Here is a 19,411-nt window from a genome sequence, read left to right on the forward strand (position 1 = left end):
GTTGACCGACGTTCAAGTCCCGCCTCTTGCACCTCATATCCGCCGTACAAGTGCCTCGACCGCCGATCCGGATCGGCGGGCCGCAGCTTATGTCAAAGGCCATTGTCAGCAATCATGAGAGTGGATTCGCAACGTCAAAATCTCGTCGATCTGGCTTGCGGACCTCGCGATCGGCGGTCGGCGCGGATGGCCGTCGTCGCGGCTCGGTCACAGCCGACATCGCCAGCGTCGGCCGTAGGGTGGCGGCCGAGCGCGGCTATCGGCTGGCGCTCCCCGCTGCATTGCGGACGCATGGCTTCACGGCCTCTAGGGAAGCACCTCTGCCGTGACAAGCCTGCCGACGATCCAAGCACTTCCATCGCGGCCTGTGGGGCGCGGCATCCTGTCGGAGATGCGGGCGCATCGCCCAGCCGACCCAGCTGACATGGGACCTTCCACACTGACACGAATGCGCAAACCGGCGTGTTACGGTCTGATGGGGGTAGCTCACCGTTTCGATCGCCCTCGAAGCAAATGGAGAGTTCGTTACGTCCAGGATCAACCGCCGCGCCTTGCTCTTCCGCTCCGGCAGCGCAGTCGTCGCCTCGACGGTTGCGGCACCTGCACTTGGTACAGAGCCGCCGTGCCAAAACCCGGAACCGTCCAGTAAACTGCGAACGCTGATTGACGTGCACAAGGCAGCATACGCGTCGTTCGGCGAAGCCCTGCACGAAATAGGCGGTGGCAGGCGCGACTCGGCCAGAGCCGGCCGGGAGGAGGAGAGGGCGCTACTCGCCATCTGCAGCTATGCTGCGGTTGGGGAAGGGGATCGCCTGGCCAAGGCCGGGTATCTTTTAGAGATCGAGGCGCGCGGCGAGGCGGTCAACTCTGCTCGAGATTTCGGACTGACACCGCCACTCGCGTCAACTATGCGACCTTTGCCGCGTGGATAGTGTGGAGCATTTCTGGCTTGAGGTGCGTATAGCGCCGCAACATCTTCCAGTCCTTGTGCCCTGTGACCAGCGCTACCTGTTCAATTGTGAACCCAGCTTCAAAAAGGCGGCTCGTTCCTTCGTGACGCAAGTCATGAAAATGAAGGTCGTGGATGCCCAGGTCCGAGCATCCTCTGCGGAAGGCGGTGCCGACTGACCTGTGATTGAATGGGAAAATTCGATCATCGTCGTTGCTTCGCTTGGCGCGCTGCTCCTCAACAATGGTCCACGCGTCGTAACCGGTCGCTGCGAACAGCGGTATACGCTGATTGTTGCCGCTCTTGTTGCGCGGGTCTTTCCGGTCACGGATGAGAAGCATCCGCGTGCGAGTTTCCAAATCGGACCAACGTGCCTTGCAGATTTCCTCCTGGCGCATCGCGGTTGCGACGGCGAAACGTATGATCTGGCTAACTGGCGCCATCAGACGAGGATTTGAATCGAAGTGAGCGATCAGTCTGTCGAGCTCATCCTGGGTAGGCCGCCTGTCACGCTGATGGCCTTTCCCAATGAGGCCAAGCCTCTTTAGGGCGATACGCGCGAGATCAACGGGTTCGACCTTGACGGGCAGCCCGTGCACCGCAGCGGCGTGAGCCAGAATGAGTTTTATAAAGCCTATGTCGATACCGAGAGTCATCGGTCCCGCGCCTTGGGCGGCCCGTTCGCGACCAAAATGAATGAGCCGTTCGCGATCGAGGGCTGCGATGTTGCACGTCCCCAGATGTCTTTGGAGCATATCGAGGGCTGCGGCCTTGGAGCGGCGAGGGGACTTGCCTACATCGCACATGTCGTCGATATGAAGGTCGATGAGTGCGCCGAAAGTTTTCAGGCGCGCTATACGGGACTTGGTCGGCGTCTCACCGCGATCGACCTGGCGCTCGGTTTCGGTTGCCCAGCGCCGTGCGTCGTCGCGGCGAAGGAAGGTCTCGCTGACGTAGCGACCTTTGCGACGGACTTGGACACGCCAGGAACCGGACGAGAGCTTTGTGTATGTGGCCATTTCTTCGTGTGCGCTCCGTGTGCAGTGAGAGATCGAAACGTGGCGAAAAGGGTCGTATTCTGGCGAAAATTCGTGTGCACTCGGCAGGTTCTAACGATTTGATGTTTAAAGAAAAAATGCTGAAAAATCAAGATCATAGAGTGGCCGTGGCACCCATGATGGACTGGACGGACCGGCATTGCCGGTTCTTCCATCGCCAGCTGACGAGCCATGCGTTGCTTTATACCGAAATGGTGGTGGCCGACGCTGTCATTCATGGCGCGCGCGAGAGGCTGCTCGGTTTCGATGTGGTGGAACATCCGGTCGCGCTGCAGCTAGGCGGCTCGGATCCGGCAAAACTTGCCGAAGCGGCGCGCATTGGCGAAGCCTTCGGCTATGACGAGATCAACCTCAATGTTGGCTGCCCGTCCGACCGCGTCCAGTCGGGCACGTTCGGCGCCTGCCTGATGAAAGTGCCTGACCTCGTCGCCGAGTGTGTCGCGGCGATGAAGGCTGCGGTGACAATCCCCGTCACGGTCAAATGCCGCATCGGTGTCGACGAACAGGATCCGGAACCGGCGCTCGATGCGCTGGCGGACGGGGTTTTCAAGGCCGGCGCCGACGCCTTGTGGGTGCATGCGCGCAAGGCGTGGCTGGAGGGACTCAGCCCCAAGGAAAACCGCGACATCCCGCCGCTCGACTACGACAGGGTCTATCGGCTGAAGGCCAAAAAGTCGAACGAATTCATCGGCATCAATGGCGGCATTCAGTCGCTTGAGGAGGCGCGGGGGCATCTTGATCATGTCGACGGCGCCATGCTTGGCCGCGCGGCCTACCATACACCAGGCATCCTGGCCGGCGTGGACGCCTTCTACGGCGCGAAGTCCGAGGCGTTCGATTTCGCCGCGCTGATCGATGCGATGGCCGGCTATGCGGCACGCCATATCGAGCAGGGTGGGCGGCTCGGCCATGTCACCCGCCATATGGTCGGGCTGTTCCACGGGCTGCCCGGTGCGCGCCGCTACCGTCAGATCCTGTCGACCGACGCAAACCGGCCCGGTGCCGGGCCTGACGTGCTGAGGACGGCTTTCGCGGCTGTCGAATTCGGTGGAGGGGCGGCCGAAGCGGCCTGATCTAGACTTTTGTTTTGAAGCAATTCCCTAGGGAAAGCGCTACGCGCTTTCCCGGGGAAAACCGCTCACACTTTTCCTGGAATTGCTCAGTCCCTGAGGATCATCCGGTCGCCGCGCACATCGAAGCCTGAAAGCGAGCCGATGAAGTTCATGCCGAGCAGGCTTTGGCTGAGCATGCCGGGGGCTGCGACCATCACCGACATGTCCTTGCGCACGATGCCGCCGATCGCCACTGCGTCGGTTTTGACCGCCGCGGCGCGCGCCATGCCGTTGGCGGTCGAAACCGGTATTGTGTAGTTGAGCACCGCCGGGTTGAAGCCTGCGGCCTGCGCGTCTTCCGATGTCAGCACGGTGCTGGTCGCGCCGGTGTCGACAATAGCCCGAACCGGATTGCCATTGACCAGGATGCGCGCTTCGAAATGGCCATTGTCGGCCTTGTCGAGCGTCACCGTGGCGTGGCCGTCTTCGACGCCAAGCGCCAGGGGGCTGCCGGGAACGAGGCCCGCGGTCACCCGGCTGGCCACGTCCTGCAGTTCGTAGCGATACTGGTAGCCGGCGATCAGTGCGAGCACGATCGCCGCCCAGGCGCCGAGATTGCGGGCCATGGCGCCGAACGGGCGGCCCGAGCGCAGCAGGCCGGCGCCGATGAGGGCGCCGAAGGCGCCAAGCCAGATCAGCCGGCCGAAATCGTAATTCTCGACGCCGAGCGTGCTGCCGGCGGAATCGTTGAGCATAAGCAGCACTGCTCCCACGCCGATCACCGCCATCAAAATCCAGAACATCCGGCTGCTCATCCGTGCCTCGCTAGAGAAATTCCAGGAAGTGCGAAACGTTCTTCGTCCGGAATTGCGTTAAAACAATGAGTTAGAGCGGTCCGCCGTTTCCGTGAAAGGGTGACGTCTAGAGCGCGTCGCGTTCGCGCGCCATGCGGCTGCGGCGTGTTTCCCGACGCGGCCGGCGCTCGACCGTTTCCAGCCGGGCCGCCAATTCGGCCATCACATTTCGGCGGGTTTCCGGCGTCATCCCCATCCAGGCGCCGATTTCCTCGCGCGTGCGGCCGCAACCGAAGCAGAAGCCGGTTTTCATGTCGATGGAACAGACAAGGATGCAGGGAGATTCGATGGCCGTCATGACTTTCTCTCGAGGGATCCGTGCGGAATCCGCTCGTTCACCTCCACATGGTGCAACGGCAAAGCCAATGCAAGCCCTCGCGATCGCGCCCTTCCAGGCCATCTTTGCGGCAATCAAGGCGGATGTTTGGGAGAGGTTGTGCCGATCACGCAACGCGGCTATGCCGCTCGCCAACTCAAGGAATGATTGCTCACGACATGACCAGCGCTCTGCCTTTCGACGATTTTCGCAACCTGCTCGACAATCTGCCGGTAGCCGACCTCAAAGCCGAAGCGCGCGTGCGCACACTGTTTGGCAAAGCCGACAAGCCGGCGCATTCGCTCGGCCGCATCGAGGACATCGCCGCGTGGCTTGCCGCATGGAGCGGCAGGGCTCCGCCCGCTGTGACACGGCCGCTCATGGCTGTTTTTGCCGGCAACCACGGTGTAGTCAGGCACGGCATTTCGCCGCGCCCCGTGGCGGCGACCGCCAATGCGGTCGAGCTTTGCGCGGCCGGCGGTGCGGCCATCAACCAGATCTGCATCGCCAACGATCTCGGGTTGAAAGTGTTCGATCTTGCCCTGCACATTCCGACCGGCGACATCACCGATGACGCCGCGCTCGATGAACGCGGATGCGCTGCCACCATGGCCTTTGGCATGGAAGCGATCGCCGGCGGCACCGATTTGCTTTGCCTCGGCGATCTCGGCGTCGGCAATTCCACTGTCGCCGCCGCGCTGCTTGCCGCGCTGTTCGGGGGCAGGGGTGCCGACTGGGTTGGCCCGGGATCGGGCGCCGAAGCGCCGATGCAGGCGCGCAAGGCTGAGGTGGTCGATGCGGCGCTGGCCTTTCACCATGGCCATCTCGACGACCCGTTGGAGGTGCTGCGTCGCGTCGGCGGCCGCGAGTTCGCGGCGATAGCAGGCGCCATCCTCGCCGCGCGGATGCAGAAAATCCCGGTGTTGCTCGACGGCTTTGCGGCAACGGCCGCCGCGGCGGTGCTTTATGTCGCGAACCCCGCAGCGCTAGACCATTGTCTTCTCGCCAGCCTGTCGCCGGAGCCCGCGCACGCCAAGGCTGCCGAGCTGCTCGCCCTGCGTCCACTGGTCGACCTCGGCATGAGCCATGGCGAAGGGGCCGGGGCAGCCCTTGGCGCTGGCTTGGTCAAGGCGGCGGCGCTGACCAGTTCAGGCATGGCGGCGGCCGTTCGGGGCTAGGCACGAGGCATACCGGCGCTGACGAGAGCCGTCAGCGCCGCCGTACCGCCACTGCCGCCGTCGGCAATGCCGGCAGCTCTTCCATCACCCGGCTCAGCGGGAAGATGGCGATCGCCTCGGTGCCTTCGCGCAGCTTGGAATGAAGTTCGAACTCGCCGCCATGCATGGCGAGCAGGCCTTGCACGATCGGCAGGCCAAGCCCGGTGCCTTGTTCGGCACTTTTGATGGCGATCGAGCCCTGGCCAAAGGCCGAAAGCACAATCGGGATCTCGTCCTGGGGAATGCCTGGACCGTTGTCCTTGACCGAGATGTATTGCCCGCCGCCCGCCGTCCAGCCGACGCGGACACGGACTTCGCCGCCGGTGGCTGTAAATTTTATCGCGTTCGACAAGAGGTTGAGCGTGATCTGGCGCACCGCGCGCTCGTCGGCGAACAGCCGCGGCAATGTTGGTTCGAAATCCTGGATGACGCGGATATCCTTGTTGCGCGCCCTCAGTTCCATCATATGGCAGCAGTCCTCGACGATGTTGAGCAACATCACCGGCTCCTCGTTGAGCTGGTAGCGGCCGGCCTCGATGCGCGACAGGTCGAGGATCTCGTTGATCAGGTCGAGCAGATGCTGGCCGGAATCATGCACATCGTGGGCGTAGTCGCGATAGGTGGGATTGCTCATCGGCCCCAGCACCTCGTTCGCCATCACTTCGGAAAATCCGAGAATGGCGTTGAGCGGCGTGCGCAATTCATGGCTCATCGAAGCCAGGAACCGCGACTTGGCCAGATTGGCATCCTCCGCCCGTCGCCGTGCCTCGTCCGACATCGATTTCGCCGTCTCGAGTTCGGCGATCAGCGCGTCCTTTTCGGAGCGGAACGACAACAGCATCAGCGAGGAGCGGTTGATGTGGCGGGCGACATAGGCGAAGAAAGGCAGCGACAAGACAAGCAGCCCGGCCATGATCGCCTCGACCGGCATCCACAGCCTGGTGCCGACATAGGCATAGAGCGCCACCGGCACGGCAAAGGTCGCCAGCAGCGCGCCGCTGAGCGATGAGGCCATCAGAGCGGTCCCGGCCATGGCAAACAGCAGCACGACCGCCTTGATCACCTGGAACTGGTCGACCTCGCAGGCGCCGCAGCCCAGCCAGACGAACCAGGCCCAGCCGAGGCCGCAAAGGAAATGGCCGGCCAGGAATTCCCGTTGCGCTTGCAAGGGGTTGAGCTCGGAAGCTTCCGTACGCTCGATGCGCCGCGCCATGAAGACGACGATCGTATAGGAGGTGAGCGTGAACAGCGCCCAGAGTCCGATCTCGTTGCCGACGCCGGCGAGCCGGCCGACTGCTGCGATCGCCAGGACGAGCAATGGGATGACTACGGCGCCGCTTGTCATGGCGCGCGCGTGGAGTTTCAGCAGTTCGCGGTCGAAATCGAGATTGCCGGCCTGCTGCGAAAGACGGTCGCGCGTCTTGCGCACCGCGCGCGCGACATCGCTGTTGCGATGCCGTTTCCTGCGGTCCACAATGAACTTGTCCGCTGTGTTCGAGCGTTGCAAGGGCATCAAAAACTTCAATTTATACGGGCAGCGGTTTCAAGGTGTTAAGCTACGTTCGAATGATTAACCAACCGTTTGCCATATGAGCCGTTCCTGGTCGCCGAAATCGCGCCGGCGGTACGTGGCGGCGCCCAGGAGCCAGTGGCGGCGGCTTCTGGATTATGGGCTTACGACAATCATTCTGGGGCTGCTGATCCTGCTGGCGGCGCGCCTCGATCGGGTGGAAACGCGCCAGACGCAGGGTGCTGCCATCATCAATGACGGCGATTCCATCACACTCGGCACAGAGCGCATCCGCATGCGCGGCATCGACGCCCCGGAATACACCCAGACCTGCCGCAAAGACGGCGCCGAATATGCCTGCGGCACGCTTGCGCGCCAGTCGCTGGTGCGCCTGATCGCCGGCAGGCCCGTCACCTGCAGCGGCTGGCAGCGGGATCGCTATGGCCGGCTGCTTGGCGACTGCAAGGCCGGTGGCACGGATCTCAACCGCGCCCAGGTCGAAGCGGGCTGGGCCGTTGCCTTCGGCGACTACGAAAGTGAGGAAGCGACCGCCCGCGCGGCAAAGGTCGGTGTCTGGGCAGGCACGTTCGACCAGCCGCAGGACTGGCGCGACAGTCATCACGGCGAGGTGGTGGAGCGAAAACACGGCACGCTGGCATCGATCGGCGACGCCGTGCGGGAGATTTTTCGCTTCTGGTGAAGCGCGTCGGCCGGGACGGGAAAAGGAGGATGGAAATGAAGCTTTTTGACGGTGGCCGGGCACCTAACCCGCGGCGGGTTCGCGTTTTCCTTGCCGAGAAGGGGATCACGGTTCCGCTGGTGTCCATCGACATGGGCGCTTTCGAGCATAAGGGCGAAACGGTCAGCTCGCGCAATCCTTTGCAACGCCTGCCAGTGCTGGAGCTTGACGACGGCACCATCATCACCGAATCTGTCGCCATCTGCCGCTATTTCGAGGAGTTGCACCCCGAGCCGGCCCTGTTCGGGCGTGGCGCGCTCGGCAAGGCGCAGGTCGAGATGTGGCAGAGGCGGATGGAGTTCAACCTGCTCAGTTGCGTCGCTCAGGCCTTTCGCCACATCCATCCGGCCATGAAGGAATGGGAAATCCCGCAGATCCCCGAATGGGGCGAGGCCAACAAGCCGAAGGCGGTCGCATTCCTGAAAATCCTCGACGACGAGCTGGCGAGCCGCGAATTCGTCGCCGGTGACAGCTATTCGATTGCCGATATCACCGGCCTGATCGCGGTCGACTTCATGAAGCCGGCGCGCATCAAGGTGCCGGAGGAATGCACCCATGTGTTGCGCTGGCATCAGGAGGTCTCCAGCCGGCCGAGTGCCGCCGCTTGAGTATGGAACTGGACTGTTTTGCAGCAAAGGTTCGGGCCTGTCGCATCTGCATCGAAAATCCTGTCGGCAAGCCACTGCCGCATGAGCCGCGACCGGTGCTGCGGCCCTCGTCCAGCGCGCGCATTCTCATTGCGAGCCAAGCGCCGGGAACCAAGGTGCACCTGTCGGGCATGCCGTTCACCGATGCTTCGGGCGACCGCCTGCGCAACTGGCTGGGTGTAACCAGCGACGAATTCTACGACATCGAGAAATTTGCCATCGTGCCGATGGGCTTCTGCTTTCCCGGCCAGGATGCCAAGGGCGGCGACCTGCCGCCAAGGCGCGAATGCGCGCCGGCCTGGCGCGCGCCCTTGATGGCCTTGATGCCTGCGGTCGACCTGGTGCTGACGATCGGCATCTATGCGCAGTCCTGGCATATGGGCGCCGCGCGCCGCGCCTCGCTGACGGAAACGGTGATGGACTGGCGCGCCATCTGGGGGAATTCCATCGGTCCGAAAGTGCTGCCGCTGCCGCATCCGTCCTGGCGCAACAGCGGCTGGTTGAAGCAGAATCCGTGGTTTGAAATGGATTTGCTGCCTTTCCTGCGCTCGGAAATCCGCTATCGCATCGGCTAGGCATTAAGCAAGAAATCACTCGCTTTCATGGCGATTGGCAGAATTTCTTTCTTGTGAAAGCCTCGAATAAGAGGGAATATAGCCAAACTATTCCACCAGGAGCCTCTAATGGACCGCCTTGACCGAAAGATCCTACGCCTCTTGCAGGAGGACGCGACGCTCGCGGTGGCCGATGTCGCCAAGAAAGTCGGCCTGTCGACCACGCCCTGCTGGCGCCGCATCCAGAAGCTCGAGGAGGAGGGCGTCATCAAGCGGCGCGTCGCCATTCTCGACCATGAGAAGGTCAATGTGCGGGTCACCGTCTTCGTCTCGATCCGCACCAACTCGCACAGCCATGAGTGGCTGCGGCGGTTTTCCGAGGTCATCCAGGAGTTTCCAGAGGTGGTCGAGTTCTACCGCATGAGCGGCGACGTCGACTACCTGCTGCGCGTCGTGGTACCCGACATCGCCGCCTACGACGCCTTCTACAAGCGGCTGATCGCCAAGATCGAGATCCGTGACGTATCGTCGTCCTTCGCCATGGAGCAGATCAAGTACACGACCGAAATCCCGCTCGACTACATGGTGCTGGACAAGGAATCGGGCGCCAACGCGGCCTGAGCACTGGTCCTAGATCGCTTGTTTTGGCCTGGAATTGCCTCAATTCTTCTTCTTGTTGAGGAAACTCCAGGGCGAGTTCACCGGCAGCGTAACGGTATCCGGCACGGTGTCGACACGGACTACATCGGCCTTGCGCACGGTATAGCCGGACTGGATGACGCTGACGCCGTCGAGAATGAACAGCTGGCTCTTTTCCATATCCGGCTTCAGGGCGCCGGTGACAGCGACCGACTGGTATGCTTGCGACATCTTGTAGGGATGGGCAGGTGTGACCAGCACGATCTGGTTGGGCGGTGGCGTCGGCATGTGGCTGCACGCACCGGTCCATGACACCAGCAGGAACTGATAGACGAGGTCGCCGTCGCGGTCGACCGGCAATGCGTAGCCGGCTAATTGTATGGTCTTATCCTGCAAATCGACAGACAGCGTCTCGCCATGATCGGGCAATTTTGCCGCGATCATCGGCAGGCCGGCGTCTTCGGCAACGGCCTGGGTCGCCGGGCGCAAATCCTTCCAGAAAATGTGCATGGTCTCGGCTGAGGCGCCGGCTACAGCAGAGAGAGACAGGGCGGCCGCTAACGCCACGATTGATTTCAGATGGATGCTCATGGCCGCTTCCTTTGCCGCGAGTAAAGACGCCTAGGCCAATGGCGTCAATGCTCGAGCCGCATCACATGTCGGCGAGAACCGGCGTTGCCGGTCTCTTTGAATCCGCGCCGCAAACATGTCGCGAAAGCCATGAAACGGTAGCTCGGCGATGCTTCATCGACCGGATAGGCCTCTATGATGCGCGCGCCCTTGGCGAAGGCATGGTCGATGGCCGCATCGAGCAACGCCGAAGCAAGGCCGCCGCCGCGCAACACCCTAGGCACATAGAAGCAGACGATAGACCACACGCATGTCTCGCTATCGTCCTGCTGTTTTGAAAGCTTCCGATAGGTCTCGCGTGGCGCGACCGAACACCAGCCAACGGTCTTGCCGTCGATGTGGGCGAGGATGCCGACCGGCGTGCCGGCATCGACGAGCGCCATCATCCGGTGTTTCTTCTCATCGTTCTGGATGTGCTCGCGGCCGGGGTGCCGCCAGGCCATGCACCAGCAGTATTTTGGCGCACCCGGCTGCTCGAACAAAGTCTCGAAATTGCCGCGCGTTGCCCGCGTCACCTCGGTGAAACGAATATTGGCAACATCAAACTTTTCTGGCGGCGAGGCGTTCGAGCGTTTTGGCATCCGACAGTTCCTTCACGGCGTCCTTGCCGATCCAGCGCGCGGTCTTGTCCGGGGAGCCGGCAAGCTTCTGCGCCAGAATCAGGGCAGGGGCGTGCAGGCTCATTGATCGCTTGCCGATCTGCCGTAGCGCCCAGTTGACCGCTTTCCTGACGAAGTTGCGACTATCGCCGGCATGGACTTCGATCAAAGGCAAATAGGACAAGAACGTTGCATCCGGTTCCTTTTTCAAATGCACGGCTGCCCATGCCAGCATGGCAAAGGCTGTGCGGCGAACGAACTCACGCTCGTCGGCCGCGAACTCCTCGATCAACGTGCGCCAAAACGGCGTATCGACGAACAGATCAGAGACGGTGTCGACGATTTCCCAGGAATCGAAATCGCCGGCCCAGCGGCGGCATTCTTCGATGGTGATCTTCTTCGGCTCACCGGTGAAAGCCGCCATCAGCCGCGCTTCGCGAATGCCGCTGGCCCACAGCGCCAGGGACCGCTCATGGCTGCGCTTCAGCTTGCGCGCCAATGGCCGCAAATCCGTATTGCCGACGCCGAGCGCGGTCGCGGTGTTGATGCCAAACCGCGCCATGCCGGCGCGATTTTCCGCAGTGCCTATCGAGCGCAGATGCGCGACGATGTCCTGCGCCGTCCAGCCTGGAGCGAGCAGGGACATGGTCGTCTACTTCTCCAGCCGCGCCAGCAGCGAGGACGTGTCCCAGCGCTTGCCGCCCATTGCCTGCACGTCCTTGTAGAACTGATCGACAAGTGCTGTCACCGGCAGCTTGGCACCGTTGCGGTCGGCTTCAGTCAGGCAGATGCCGAGGTCCTTGCGCATCCAGTCGACGGCGAAGCCGAAATCATATTTGCCGGCATTCATCGTCTTGTGCCGGTTCTCCATCTGCCAGGACCCGGCCGCACCCTTGGAAATCACCTCGATCACCTTCTGGATGTCGAGCCCGGCCTGCTTGCCGAAATGGATGCCTTCCGACAGTCCCTGCACCAGTCCGGCGATGCAGATCTGGTTGATCATCTTGGTCAGCTGACCGGCGCCCGCCGATCCCATCAGGCCGACCATGCGGGCATAGGCGTCGATGACCGGGCTCGCCTTGTCGAAAGCATCCTGGTCGCCGCCGACCATGACGGTCAGCACGCCGTTCTCGGCGCCGGCCTGGCCACCGGAGACCGGCGCATCGAGAAATGAAAATCCGCCGGCTTGCGCGGCGGCGGCCAGTTCGCGCGCGACTTCTGCTGAGGCAGTGGTGTTGTCGATGAAGACCGAACCTTTCTTCATCGATTTGAAGGCGCCTTCCGGACCTGTCGTCACCGAGCGCAGATCATCGTCATTGCCGACACAGGAAAAGACAAAATCCTTGCCTTCAGCGGCTTGCGCCGGGGTCACGGCAAAGCTGCCGCCATGCTGGCCGACCCATTGCTCGGCCTTGGCCTTGGTGCGGTTGTAGACGGTGACGTCGTGGCCACCCTTGTTCGCGAGATGTGCGGCCATGGGGTAGCCCATAACGCCAAGACCGAGAAACGCCACAGATGCCATGAACTTGCCCTTCAGACGGAAACGAAATCGCTGCCCAAGCTCTAGGCCCTGCGCTCATTTCGTCAAGACGTCTGTGGTCCGATCGACTGGTACAGCCGAGAACGGGTCAGCGTTTCAGGTGAATGGTGATCCGGCGCTCGATCCATTCGATCGCATGGCGCAACAACTCGACCATCACGAGGTATACCAGGGCGACCCAGATATAGGCCTGGATGTCGAAGGAATTGGCGAAGGCGAGTTTTGCGTTGCCCATCAGATCGTAGACGGTGATGATGGCGACGATCGCCGAAGCCTTGACCATCAGGATCAGCTCATTGCCGTAGGGTCGCAAGGCGACGATCAGGGCTTGTGGCAGGATGATCTTGCGCAGTGTCTGCAGTTTGTGCAGGCCGAGCGAGGCAGCGCCTTCCCATTGACCCCTGTGCACGCTTTCGATGGCGCCGCGCAGGATCTCGGCCTGGTAGGCGGCGGTGTTGAGCGCAAAGGCGAAGACGCCGCAGTTGAAGGCGTCCTTGAAAAAATCCCAGAGCCCGATCATCTGGAGTTCCGGTCGGAACGACCCCAAGCCGTAATAGACCAGAAATGTCTGGACCAGCAGCGGCGTGCCCCGGAAGAAATAGACGTAGCAATAGGCAAGGCCGGACAGGATCCGGTTCCTGGACATGCGCCCGTAAGCGACAGGCAAGGACATAACGGCGCCAAGCACCATCGAAATTGCGACCAGCGACAGGGTGACGCCAAGTCCTCGCAGATAGGCCGGCGCATATTTGGCGAAGAAGGGTGCGTTCCAGGCAAAGAAGAGGTAGGCGACGATACCGAGGCCGAAGGCTATCCACAGGCAGACCAGCGCGTAGCCGACGATGCGCCTTTGCGGCCAGCCGCGGGCTCGGGGAGGCGGCCGTTCGACCAGGGTGGCCGTGGCGCTCATCGTTGTGCCTCCCGCTTGCCGAGCGAGCGCAAAATGGCGCTGGTGGCGAAGGATGACACGATGGCCAGAGCAAGAAAGACCAAGGCCGCCACGCCGTAGAACAGGAACGAATGCTTGGTCACGCGCGCGGCCACGCCGGCGTTGCGCAGGGTCTCCGCGAGACCGACGACCGACACCAGTGAGGTGTCCTTCAACAGGCTGAGCCAGCAATTCTCGAGACCGGGAAACGCAATGCGCAGCAGCTGCGGCAGGATCACCAGGCGCATCGTCTGCGCGTAGGAAAGACCGATGGCATAACCACCCTCATATTGGCCTTTCGGGATGGCCCGGAAGGCCGAGAGGAAAACCTCGCTGGCATAGGACGAAAAGATCAGCGCGAGCACGATCATCCCGGCGACGAAGCTGTTGACGTCGATGGTCGCATCGGGGCGGAAATATCGGATGAGGTGCTGCAGCAGGATCGGCATGCCGAAGAAGAATAGGAAGAGCGTCACCAGTTCCGGCAGGCCGCGAAAGACCGTGGTGTAGATATTGGCGGCGAGGCGCAGCGAGGGCTCTTCGGATTGCTTGCCCAGCGCAATGAAAAAGCCGATCGTCAAACCGATGGGAAGCGTCGCCAGCGCAAGCAGAACCGTTACAATGACGCCATAGGCAATATCGTCACTCCAGCCATCAGGTCCCCAACTGAGAAGTGTCCAGATGCTTTGGGCTGGCATTGACGGATCTTATCTCCACGGCATTTCCGAGACGATTAGAAAGACGGCGGGGAATTCTCCCCGCCGTCTTGATCTTGTCTATCAGGACTCGGCGCCGTAAACGTCAAACTTGAAGTACTTGTCGTTGATTTCCTTGTATTTTCCATTGGCGCGGATGGCGTCGATGGCCTCATTGAGCTTGTTGACCAGGTCGGTCTCGCCCTTGCGCACGGCAATGCCGGCGCCCGGCCCGAAGATATCGACCGGTTGCGGCGACGGCTGGCCGAGAATCTTGCAGCAGGCGCCATCAGGCGAGTCCAGCCACTGCTGCAGCACGACAACATCGTCCTCGATGGCGTCGAGACGACCATTGGCAAGATCTGCCTGCTCCTCGGGGCTGCTCGGATAACCCTTCACGGTGCTGTCGGTATAGGTCTTCGAGGCATAGTTGAAATGGGTGGTCGTGGTGGCGACACCGATGGTCTTGCCGGCGAGATCGGCCTTGGTCACGCCCTTCAGCGTCGAGTCTTTGGGCACGGCGAGCGCCGACGGGGTGTTGTAGTATTTGTGCGAGAAGTCGACCTTCTCCTTACGCTCCGGCGTGATCGACATCGAAGCGACGATGGCGTCGAACTTGCCGGCCTGAAGTGCCGGAATGATGCCGTCCCAATCTTGGGCGACGAAGGTGCACTTGACCTTCATCTGATCGCAAAGCGCCTGGGCGATGTCGATGTCGAAGCCGACGAGCTTGCCGTCGGAGGTCAGGTTGTTGAAAGGGGGGTAGGCGCCTTCGGTGCCGATCCGCAGGGTCTTTTCCTGGGCCTGGGCTACGCCGAGCGTCAGCAGCGCAGCCGATGCGGCGAGCGCGATACGCAGTGCAATACGCATGATAGTCCTCTCTTTATGGTCCCGGCCGTCGTTCCGAAACGGCTCTGTGGGGCGGTGCTTTTTGACCGCCCGCTGAGGTGATATTCCCACTCTTTCCAAGAAAAAAGCAACTGCAAAACCACCGAAATCGGTAATGGGGTTCTGCCGTTAGGTTACATCTCAAGCAACGAGGCCGGTGGTGCGCTCGATGAAGTCGACTATCGATTTTAGGTCGTCGAGGTCGAATACCGGCAGGCTCTCGTCCGTGACGGCGAAATCCGCGGCGATGGCGACAATATTGGGATCATCAGTTGAAAGCGGCGCCCGGTCTTTCGCCTTCAGCCGCCGCGTTTCGATCTTGCGGTGGGATTCGCGCTTGTAGCCTTCGACCAGCACGATATCGCATGGGGCGAGTCGCGAGAGGATGCCCTCCAGCGGCGGCTCATCCTCGCCGCGCAATTCGTGCATCAGCGCCCAGCGATTGCCGGATACGATCGCCACCTCGGTGGCGCCGGCCTGCCGATGGCGGAAGCTGTCGGCGCCGGGCTTGTCGATGTCGAAATCATGATGGGCATGCTTGACCGTCGAGACCTTCCAGCCGCGCCGCACAAGCTCGGCGACCAGCTTTTCGGTCAGAGTGGTCTTGCCGGAGTTTTTCCAGCCGGTGATGCCGAAGACGCGTCCATTCATGATGCCATGCTCTGCAACAGGCGTCCGGCCTCGGCAAGATCGTCCGGCACATTGATGTTGAAGAAAGGATCGAGCGCGACGGATTGCAGGGCCGGAAATTGCACCTCGACATGGCCGTGGCGCTCGATGAAGGTCGACACCCGCCTGTTATCCTCATCGAGCAGGAAATGCCGCAGGGCGTCGCGACAATCGGTCGACCACAGCGCAAAGGTCGGGTGGAGCCTGCCGGCCGAAGAGGCGACCGCGATCGAACCGGGATGTTCGCCGGCAGCGGCCGCCAGACGGTGGACCAGATCAAGCGGCAGGAAAGGCGTGTCGCCAGCAGCGGTGACGATCGCCTTGCAAGGTGTGCCCGCTGCGGCCCATTCGAGGCCGGTCAGAATGCCGGCAAGCGGTCCGGCAAAGCCTTCGACCGTGTCGGCAAGCACAGGCAGTCCGAAACGGGCAAAGCGTGCCGGGTCGCCATTGGCGCTCAGCACCAAGGTTTCGATCTGCGGCCCAAAGCGCGACAGGACCTGGTCAAGTACGCTGCCGCCGCCAAGCGGCAACAGGCTCTTGTCGCCGCCTCCCATCCGCCTCGACTGGCCTCCGGCCAGGACGATCCCTGCAATATCTCGTCTCATGCATCGAGCCTGTACGCCAGCCGCCGGAAATCACAAGACCTGGCTAGATTCCATCCGGCGCCATGGCCGGCCCGGTCGTTTCGGCGACAATCCTCCGCCGACCGACCACCCGCTCGCGATAGAGCGCATAGAGACCCGAGCATACGACGATTGTTGCGCCGACAATCATTGGCATGTCCGGTATGTCGCCGAAGACCAACAGGCCAAGCAGGATGGACCAGAGGAGTGCGGTGTAGCGGAACGGCGCGATGAAGGAGATTTCGCCCGAGCGCATCGCCATGATGATGAACTGATAGCCGATGAGCACGAGCACGGCCGCCAGCGCCAGCAGCGCCGTGCTGTTGCCGGTCATCGGCGCCCAACCGCCCATCGGTGACAGCAGCAACGCGCCGACGATGGTCATTGCCAGTGCGGTGGCGGTCGAGACCAGCATCGTCGGAATGGTTTGGGGGATGCGCTTGGTGGCGAGATCGCGCACGGTGCAGCAGGCAACGCTGGCCAACGCCCAAAGGGAATATAGGCTGAAGCCGTCGAAGCCCGGCCGGACGATGACCATCACGCCGGCAAAACCGGCGGCGATTGCCAGCCAGCGCCGCCAGCCGACCGTTTCGCCGAAAAACAGCGCGGCACCCATGGTCACCGCCAGCGGCAGCGCCTGAAGAACGGCTGACACACTGCCGATCGGCAAATGGGCAAGCGCCACGAGAAATGACACGGTGCCGCCTGCTTCACCCAGGACGCGGATTGCCACCAGCGGCTGCAGCATCTGGCGCGGCCGCAAAAGCGCGCCACGTTGCCAGGCCAGCAGGCCGACGAAGAGCGAGGCAAATGCCCCTCTGATCAGCATGACCTGCGCCATGTTCATCGACTGCGAAGAATATTTGGTGATGGCGTCGTTGAGCGTGAAGCCAACCATCGCCACCATCATGAACAATGCGCCGCGAAGATTTGGAGAAAGGGGCAAGACATCTACCGGTTGCTTAGGCAAGCAAGCCTGTAACAGCCCACCACGAAACAGCAACGGCAAAGGGCTGGGCCAGGACCGCGGCATCCGTCATTGCCTGCCTGAAATCACGTCCCGGATTCGGCACGCCTCCGGCCGAGAGGCGGCTTTGCCTCCCGGAAGCTGTACAGGCGCGGCGGTGTCTATTTCTTCGGCGTCAGTATCTCGGTGCCATTGCCTTCCTTGCCGGCGATGGTCCACAGGCCATGCAGCGACCCGTCATCCTCGACCTTGTAGACGACGAGGCCGATATCCTTGCCCATGACATAGCCGGCGGAGAACGCATCGTCATTGCGCATGCAGATGCCGTCAGACGCAGAACCGCCGGTCTCCCAGTGGATCGCGCAGGTCGTCCCGCTGGTCAGCGTGATCGTGGCTTCGCCATCATATTTCGATCCGTCGAAGTTGGTGCCGGCGACGGTGTAGGTGCCACCGATCGACTGGGCTGCCGCGGGCAGGGCCGTGAGGCCAAGCAATGCAAGAGAAAGAATGAGTTTGCGCATGATTTATTCCCCCTGTGAGCGACGATTCCGCTACGGGGAAAGCTAGGCCGGAACATGCTGTCGGTAAATCGGGCAACCGTCTGCGGATCAGACTTTTTCTGGGATGTGACCGAAAATGCTCATGGCCCCTTGAGGCTGCCGGCGATAGCTCCGACCAGCGGGTCATATTTCGACTTGAACGATGCTGGATATTCGATCCAGACGGTGTGGATGACGTCCTCCTTTCCGAACACGCATCGCTCATAGAAGATTTTGTCGCCCTTGGTACCCGACAGCACAGCCCAGTTCCTGCCCGTCTTGCTGTAGGTGACCTTGTGACCCGGCTCGGTGCTCGCTTTTTCCTCTTCCACGACGCTCTCGGGCGTAGCGTCGCCGGCGTTGTAGCTGCCGTAACAGGCGACGCTGGCGCCATCGGCGCTAAGCCACTGTAGGCCATCGCCATTCTCCGGCTCAGGCATGCGCTTGCTGAAAATTTGGTCCGGGAAGGTGCATACGGTGCCGAAGCGCGCGTTGACATAGGTGAACGGCTTGGCGATTGCCGCTGTTGTGATAATGGTCGCCAAGGACATCGCTGTTGTCAGCGACGATAAGCCGACTCGATAAAGACACAGCATGATGCCCCCTTGGCTTGTCACCAAAGACAATCTTGCACCAAATCGGAGAAAAAATCAGCCGCCAGTGACGCTCATATGCCGTGACACCGATGGGCGGCTGGTGCGGCGGTCGATGATGAAGTCATGGCCTTTTGGCTTGCGGCCGATGGCCTCGTCGATCGCGTCGGCGACCAGTTCGTTGCCTTCGGATGCGCGCAAGGGCGAGCGCAGGTCCGCCGCATCTTCCTGGCCGAGGCACATATAGAGCGTGCCGGTGCATGTCAGCCGGACGCGGTTGCAGCTCTCGCAGAAATTATGCGTCATCGGCGTGATGAAGCCGAGCTTTCCGCCGGTCTCGGCGACGTGGACGTAGCGGGCCGGGCCGCCGGTCTTGAAGGGAATGTCGTTCAGCGTGAACTGGCGCTCCAGCGAAGCGCGCAGCAGCGACAGCGGCAGATACTGGTCGGTGCGGTCGGCGTCGATCTCGCCCATCGGCATGGTTTCGATGACGGTCAGGTCCATGCCGCGGCCATGCGCCCAGCGCATCATGTCGGGCAGTTCGGCGTCGTTGAAATCCTTCAGCGCCACCGCGTTGAGCTTGACCTTCAGCCCGGCCGCCTGCGCGGCATCGATGCCTTGTATGACCTTGTCCAGATGGCCCCAGCGGGTGATTTTGTGGAACTTGTCGGCATCGAGTGTGTCGAGCGAAACGTTGATGCGCTTGACGCCGCAATCGGCAAGCTCCACGGCGAAGCGCGACAGTTGCGAGCCGTTGGTTGTCAGCGTCAGCTCTTCCAGCGCGCCGCTGTCGAGGTGACGCGAGATCTGACGCACCAGATGCATGATGTTCTTGCGCACCAGCGGCTCACCACCGGTGAGGCGCAGCCTTTTGACGCCCTTTTCGATGAAGACGGTGCAGAGCCGGTCCAGCTCTTCCAGCGACAACAGGTCCTTCTTCGGCAGGAAGGTCATGTCCTCGGCCATGCAATAGGTGCAGCGGAAATCGCAGCGGTCGGTGACCGACACTCTGAGATAGCTGATCGTGCGACCGAAGGGGTCGATCATGTTCATATTCGAGCGTTTCCGTAACCGTTACCGGCGTCGTTATATACAGCTATGTGATACGATCCAGCCCGCCATTCAAGATACCGCTTCTCGGTCTTTGGTAACATCCCGGAGCCGACACGGTATGTCGGTCCGCTCATCAGGACTTTTCCCATTCG

General features: G+C 61.8%; 23 protein-coding genes. 6 read left to right on the top strand and 17 right to left on the bottom strand.

Annotated elements, in window-relative coordinates; translation table 11 throughout:
* Positions 1–906: 906 nt before the first annotated feature.
* The gene (locus tag HGP13_RS21495; protein WP_172228856.1) at positions 907–1,968 is read right to left on the bottom strand and encodes a site-specific integrase; all 1,062 of its coding nucleotides are present in this window, start codon (positions 1,966–1,968) and stop codon (positions 907–909) included.
* A 116-nt stretch (positions 1,969–2,084) separates the two neighbouring features.
* Here HGP13_RS21495 and dusA point away from each other — a divergent pair, with 116 nt between their 5' ends.
* Positions 2,085–3,080: a tRNA dihydrouridine(20/20a) synthase DusA gene (gene dusA / locus HGP13_RS21500; RefSeq protein ID WP_172228858.1), complete on the top strand. Its 996-nt coding sequence runs from the start codon at positions 2,085–2,087 to the stop codon at positions 3,078–3,080.
* 86 nt (positions 3,081–3,166) lie between these two features.
* Here dusA and HGP13_RS21505 read toward each other — a convergent pair whose 3' ends face one another.
* Positions 3,167–3,874: a TIGR02281 family clan AA aspartic protease gene (locus tag HGP13_RS21505; RefSeq protein WP_172228860.1), complete on the bottom strand. Its 708-nt coding sequence runs from the start codon at positions 3,872–3,874 to the stop codon at positions 3,167–3,169.
* A 106-nt stretch (positions 3,875–3,980) separates the two neighbouring features.
* Positions 3,981–4,211, bottom strand: a complete 231-nt coding sequence (locus tag HGP13_RS21510) for a DUF1289 domain-containing protein (protein WP_172228862.1) — start codon at positions 4,209–4,211, stop codon at positions 3,981–3,983.
* Between the two features lie 197 nt (positions 4,212–4,408).
* Here HGP13_RS21510 and HGP13_RS21515 point away from each other — a divergent pair, with 197 nt between their 5' ends.
* Complete coding sequence (locus tag HGP13_RS21515) at positions 4,409–5,407, top strand: nicotinate-nucleotide--dimethylbenzimidazole phosphoribosyltransferase (RefSeq protein ID WP_172228864.1); 999 nt, start codon at positions 4,409–4,411, stop codon at positions 5,405–5,407.
* Between the two features lie 31 nt (positions 5,408–5,438).
* Here HGP13_RS21515 and HGP13_RS21520 read toward each other — a convergent pair whose 3' ends face one another.
* Positions 5,439–6,959, bottom strand: coding sequence for a HAMP domain-containing sensor histidine kinase (locus HGP13_RS21520; RefSeq protein WP_172228866.1), 1,521 nt, complete (start codon positions 6,957–6,959; stop codon positions 5,439–5,441).
* Positions 6,960–7,035: 76 nt separating this feature from the next.
* Here HGP13_RS21520 and HGP13_RS21525 point away from each other — a divergent pair, with 76 nt between their 5' ends.
* The 4 genes from HGP13_RS21525 (at position 7,036) to HGP13_RS21540 (ending at position 9,517) form a co-directional block, all read left to right on the top strand.
* Complete coding sequence (locus HGP13_RS21525; RefSeq protein ID WP_172228868.1) at positions 7,036–7,656, top strand: thermonuclease family protein; 621 nt, start codon at positions 7,036–7,038, stop codon at positions 7,654–7,656.
* A gap of 35 nt (positions 7,657–7,691) precedes the next feature.
* Positions 7,692–8,303, top strand: a complete 612-nt coding sequence (locus HGP13_RS21530; protein ID WP_172228870.1) for a glutathione S-transferase — start codon at positions 7,692–7,694, stop codon at positions 8,301–8,303.
* Positions 8,243–8,917 carry a uracil-DNA glycosylase family protein gene (locus HGP13_RS21535; protein WP_172228872.1) on the top strand — a complete coding sequence of 225 codons (675 nt, stop codon included), beginning with the start codon at positions 8,243–8,245 and terminating at the stop codon, positions 8,915–8,917. Before HGP13_RS21530 ends, HGP13_RS21535 begins: the two co-directional genes overlap by 61 nt.
* A 108-nt stretch (positions 8,918–9,025) precedes the next feature.
* Positions 9,026–9,517 (top strand): Lrp/AsnC family transcriptional regulator, encoded by a 492-nt coding sequence (locus tag HGP13_RS21540; RefSeq protein WP_006205209.1) that lies wholly within the window; start codon positions 9,026–9,028, stop codon positions 9,515–9,517.
* A 39-nt stretch (positions 9,518–9,556) separates the two neighbouring features.
* Here HGP13_RS21540 and HGP13_RS21545 read toward each other — a convergent pair whose 3' ends face one another.
* The 13 genes from HGP13_RS21545 to moaA all read right to left on the bottom strand — a co-directional run bounded on the left by HGP13_RS21545 (position 9,557) and on the right by moaA (position 19,259).
* Entirely contained in the window at positions 9,557–10,126 is a 570-nt protein-coding gene (locus HGP13_RS21545) for a DUF3299 domain-containing protein (RefSeq protein WP_172228874.1), read from the bottom strand.
* A 44-nt stretch (positions 10,127–10,170) separates the two neighbouring features.
* The gene (locus HGP13_RS21550; protein ID WP_172228876.1) at positions 10,171–10,746 is read right to left on the bottom strand and encodes a GNAT family N-acetyltransferase; all 576 of its coding nucleotides are present in this window, start codon (positions 10,744–10,746) and stop codon (positions 10,171–10,173) included.
* Positions 10,706–11,410, bottom strand: coding sequence for a DNA alkylation repair protein (locus tag HGP13_RS21555; RefSeq protein ID WP_172228878.1), 705 nt, complete (start codon positions 11,408–11,410; stop codon positions 10,706–10,708). Before HGP13_RS21555 ends, HGP13_RS21550 begins: the two co-directional genes overlap by 41 nt.
* A 6-nt stretch (positions 11,411–11,416) precedes the next feature.
* A complete protein-coding gene (locus HGP13_RS21560; RefSeq protein WP_172228880.1) occupies positions 11,417–12,286 on the bottom strand; it encodes an NAD(P)-dependent oxidoreductase in 870 nt (289 codons plus the stop codon).
* Positions 12,287–12,392: 106 nt separating this feature from the next.
* Entirely contained in the window at positions 12,393–13,214 is an 822-nt protein-coding gene (locus HGP13_RS21565) for an ABC transporter permease (protein WP_172228882.1), read from the bottom strand.
* Positions 13,211–13,930, bottom strand: coding sequence for an ABC transporter permease (locus HGP13_RS21570; protein ID WP_096446000.1), 720 nt, complete (start codon positions 13,928–13,930; stop codon positions 13,211–13,213). Before HGP13_RS21570 ends, HGP13_RS21565 begins: the two co-directional genes overlap by 4 nt.
* 81 nt (positions 13,931–14,011) lie before the next feature.
* The gene (locus HGP13_RS21575; RefSeq protein WP_172228884.1) at positions 14,012–14,797 is read right to left on the bottom strand and encodes an ABC transporter substrate-binding protein; all 786 of its coding nucleotides are present in this window, start codon (positions 14,795–14,797) and stop codon (positions 14,012–14,014) included.
* Positions 14,798–14,956: 159 nt separating this feature from the next.
* Entirely contained in the window at positions 14,957–15,466 is a 510-nt protein-coding gene (gene mobB / locus HGP13_RS21580; RefSeq protein WP_172228886.1) for a molybdopterin-guanine dinucleotide biosynthesis protein B, read from the bottom strand.
* Positions 15,463–16,089, bottom strand: a complete 627-nt coding sequence (mobA, locus tag HGP13_RS21585; RefSeq protein WP_172228888.1) for a molybdenum cofactor guanylyltransferase MobA — start codon at positions 16,087–16,089, stop codon at positions 15,463–15,465. The genes mobB and mobA overlap by 4 nt, the downstream gene beginning before the upstream one ends.
* A 43-nt stretch (positions 16,090–16,132) precedes the next feature.
* The gene (locus HGP13_RS21590; RefSeq protein ID WP_172228890.1) at positions 16,133–17,053 is read right to left on the bottom strand and encodes a DMT family transporter; all 921 of its coding nucleotides are present in this window, start codon (positions 17,051–17,053) and stop codon (positions 16,133–16,135) included.
* A 182-nt stretch (positions 17,054–17,235) separates the two neighbouring features.
* A complete protein-coding gene (locus HGP13_RS21595) occupies positions 17,236–17,595 on the bottom strand; it encodes a hypothetical protein (RefSeq protein ID WP_172228892.1) in 360 nt (119 codons plus the stop codon).
* Positions 17,596–17,714: 119 nt separating this feature from the next.
* Positions 17,715–18,164 (bottom strand): hypothetical protein, encoded by a 450-nt coding sequence (locus tag HGP13_RS21600; protein ID WP_246707085.1) that lies wholly within the window; start codon positions 18,162–18,164, stop codon positions 17,715–17,717.
* 99 nt (positions 18,165–18,263) lie between these two features.
* A complete protein-coding gene (moaA, locus tag HGP13_RS21605; protein WP_172228896.1) occupies positions 18,264–19,259 on the bottom strand; it encodes a GTP 3',8-cyclase MoaA in 996 nt (331 codons plus the stop codon).
* Positions 19,260–19,411 lie beyond the last annotated feature (152 nt).

It is taken from the genome of Mesorhizobium sp. NZP2077, assembly GCF_013170805.1.
GTDB lineage: Bacteria > Pseudomonadota > Alphaproteobacteria > Rhizobiales > Rhizobiaceae > Mesorhizobium.

Coding starts and splice junctions, on each gene's coding strand:
- HGP13_RS21495 (WP_172228856.1), bottom strand. CDS start 1,968: ATGGCCACATACACAAAGCTCTCGTCCGGTTCCTGGCGTGTCCAAGTC.
- dusA (WP_172228858.1), top strand. CDS start 2,085: ATGCTGAAAAATCAAGATCATAGAGTGGCCGTGGCACCCATGATGGAC.
- HGP13_RS21505 (WP_172228860.1), bottom strand. CDS start 3,874: ATGAGCAGCCGGATGTTCTGGATTTTGATGGCGGTGATCGGCGTGGGA.
- HGP13_RS21510 (WP_172228862.1), bottom strand. CDS start 4,211: ATGACGGCCATCGAATCTCCCTGCATCCTTGTCTGTTCCATCGACATG.
- HGP13_RS21515 (WP_172228864.1), top strand. CDS start 4,409: ATGACCAGCGCTCTGCCTTTCGACGATTTTCGCAACCTGCTCGACAAT.
- HGP13_RS21520 (WP_172228866.1), bottom strand. CDS start 6,959: ATGCCCTTGCAACGCTCGAACACAGCGGACAAGTTCATTGTGGACCGC.
- HGP13_RS21525 (WP_172228868.1), top strand. CDS start 7,036: ATGAGCCGTTCCTGGTCGCCGAAATCGCGCCGGCGGTACGTGGCGGCG.
- HGP13_RS21530 (WP_172228870.1), top strand. CDS start 7,692: ATGAAGCTTTTTGACGGTGGCCGGGCACCTAACCCGCGGCGGGTTCGC.
- HGP13_RS21535 (WP_172228872.1), top strand. CDS start 8,243: ATGCACCCATGTGTTGCGCTGGCATCAGGAGGTCTCCAGCCGGCCGAG.
- HGP13_RS21540 (WP_006205209.1), top strand. CDS start 9,026: ATGGACCGCCTTGACCGAAAGATCCTACGCCTCTTGCAGGAGGACGCG.
- HGP13_RS21545 (WP_172228874.1), bottom strand. CDS start 10,126: ATGAGCATCCATCTGAAATCAATCGTGGCGTTAGCGGCCGCCCTGTCT.
- HGP13_RS21550 (WP_172228876.1), bottom strand. CDS start 10,746: ATGCCAAAACGCTCGAACGCCTCGCCGCCAGAAAAGTTTGATGTTGCC.
- HGP13_RS21555 (WP_172228878.1), bottom strand. CDS start 11,410: ATGTCCCTGCTCGCTCCAGGCTGGACGGCGCAGGACATCGTCGCGCAT.
- HGP13_RS21560 (WP_172228880.1), bottom strand. CDS start 12,286: ATGGCATCTGTGGCGTTTCTCGGTCTTGGCGTTATGGGCTACCCCATG.
- HGP13_RS21565 (WP_172228882.1), bottom strand. CDS start 13,214: ATGAGCGCCACGGCCACCCTGGTCGAACGGCCGCCTCCCCGAGCCCGC.
- HGP13_RS21570 (WP_096446000.1), bottom strand. CDS start 13,930: ATGCCAGCCCAAAGCATCTGGACACTTCTCAGTTGGGGACCTGATGGC.
- HGP13_RS21575 (WP_172228884.1), bottom strand. CDS start 14,797: ATGCGTATTGCACTGCGTATCGCGCTCGCCGCATCGGCTGCGCTGCTG.
- mobB (WP_172228886.1), bottom strand. CDS start 15,466: ATGAATGGACGCGTCTTCGGCATCACCGGCTGGAAAAACTCCGGCAAG.
- mobA (WP_172228888.1), bottom strand. CDS start 16,089: ATGAGACGAGATATTGCAGGGATCGTCCTGGCCGGAGGCCAGTCGAGG.
- HGP13_RS21595 (WP_172228892.1), bottom strand. CDS start 17,595: ATGCGCAAACTCATTCTTTCTCTTGCATTGCTTGGCCTCACGGCCCTG.
- HGP13_RS21600 (WP_246707085.1), bottom strand. CDS start 18,164: ATGTCCTTGGCGACCATTATCACAACAGCGGCAATCGCCAAGCCGTTC.
- moaA (WP_172228896.1), bottom strand. CDS start 19,259: ATGAACATGATCGACCCCTTCGGTCGCACGATCAGCTATCTCAGAGTG.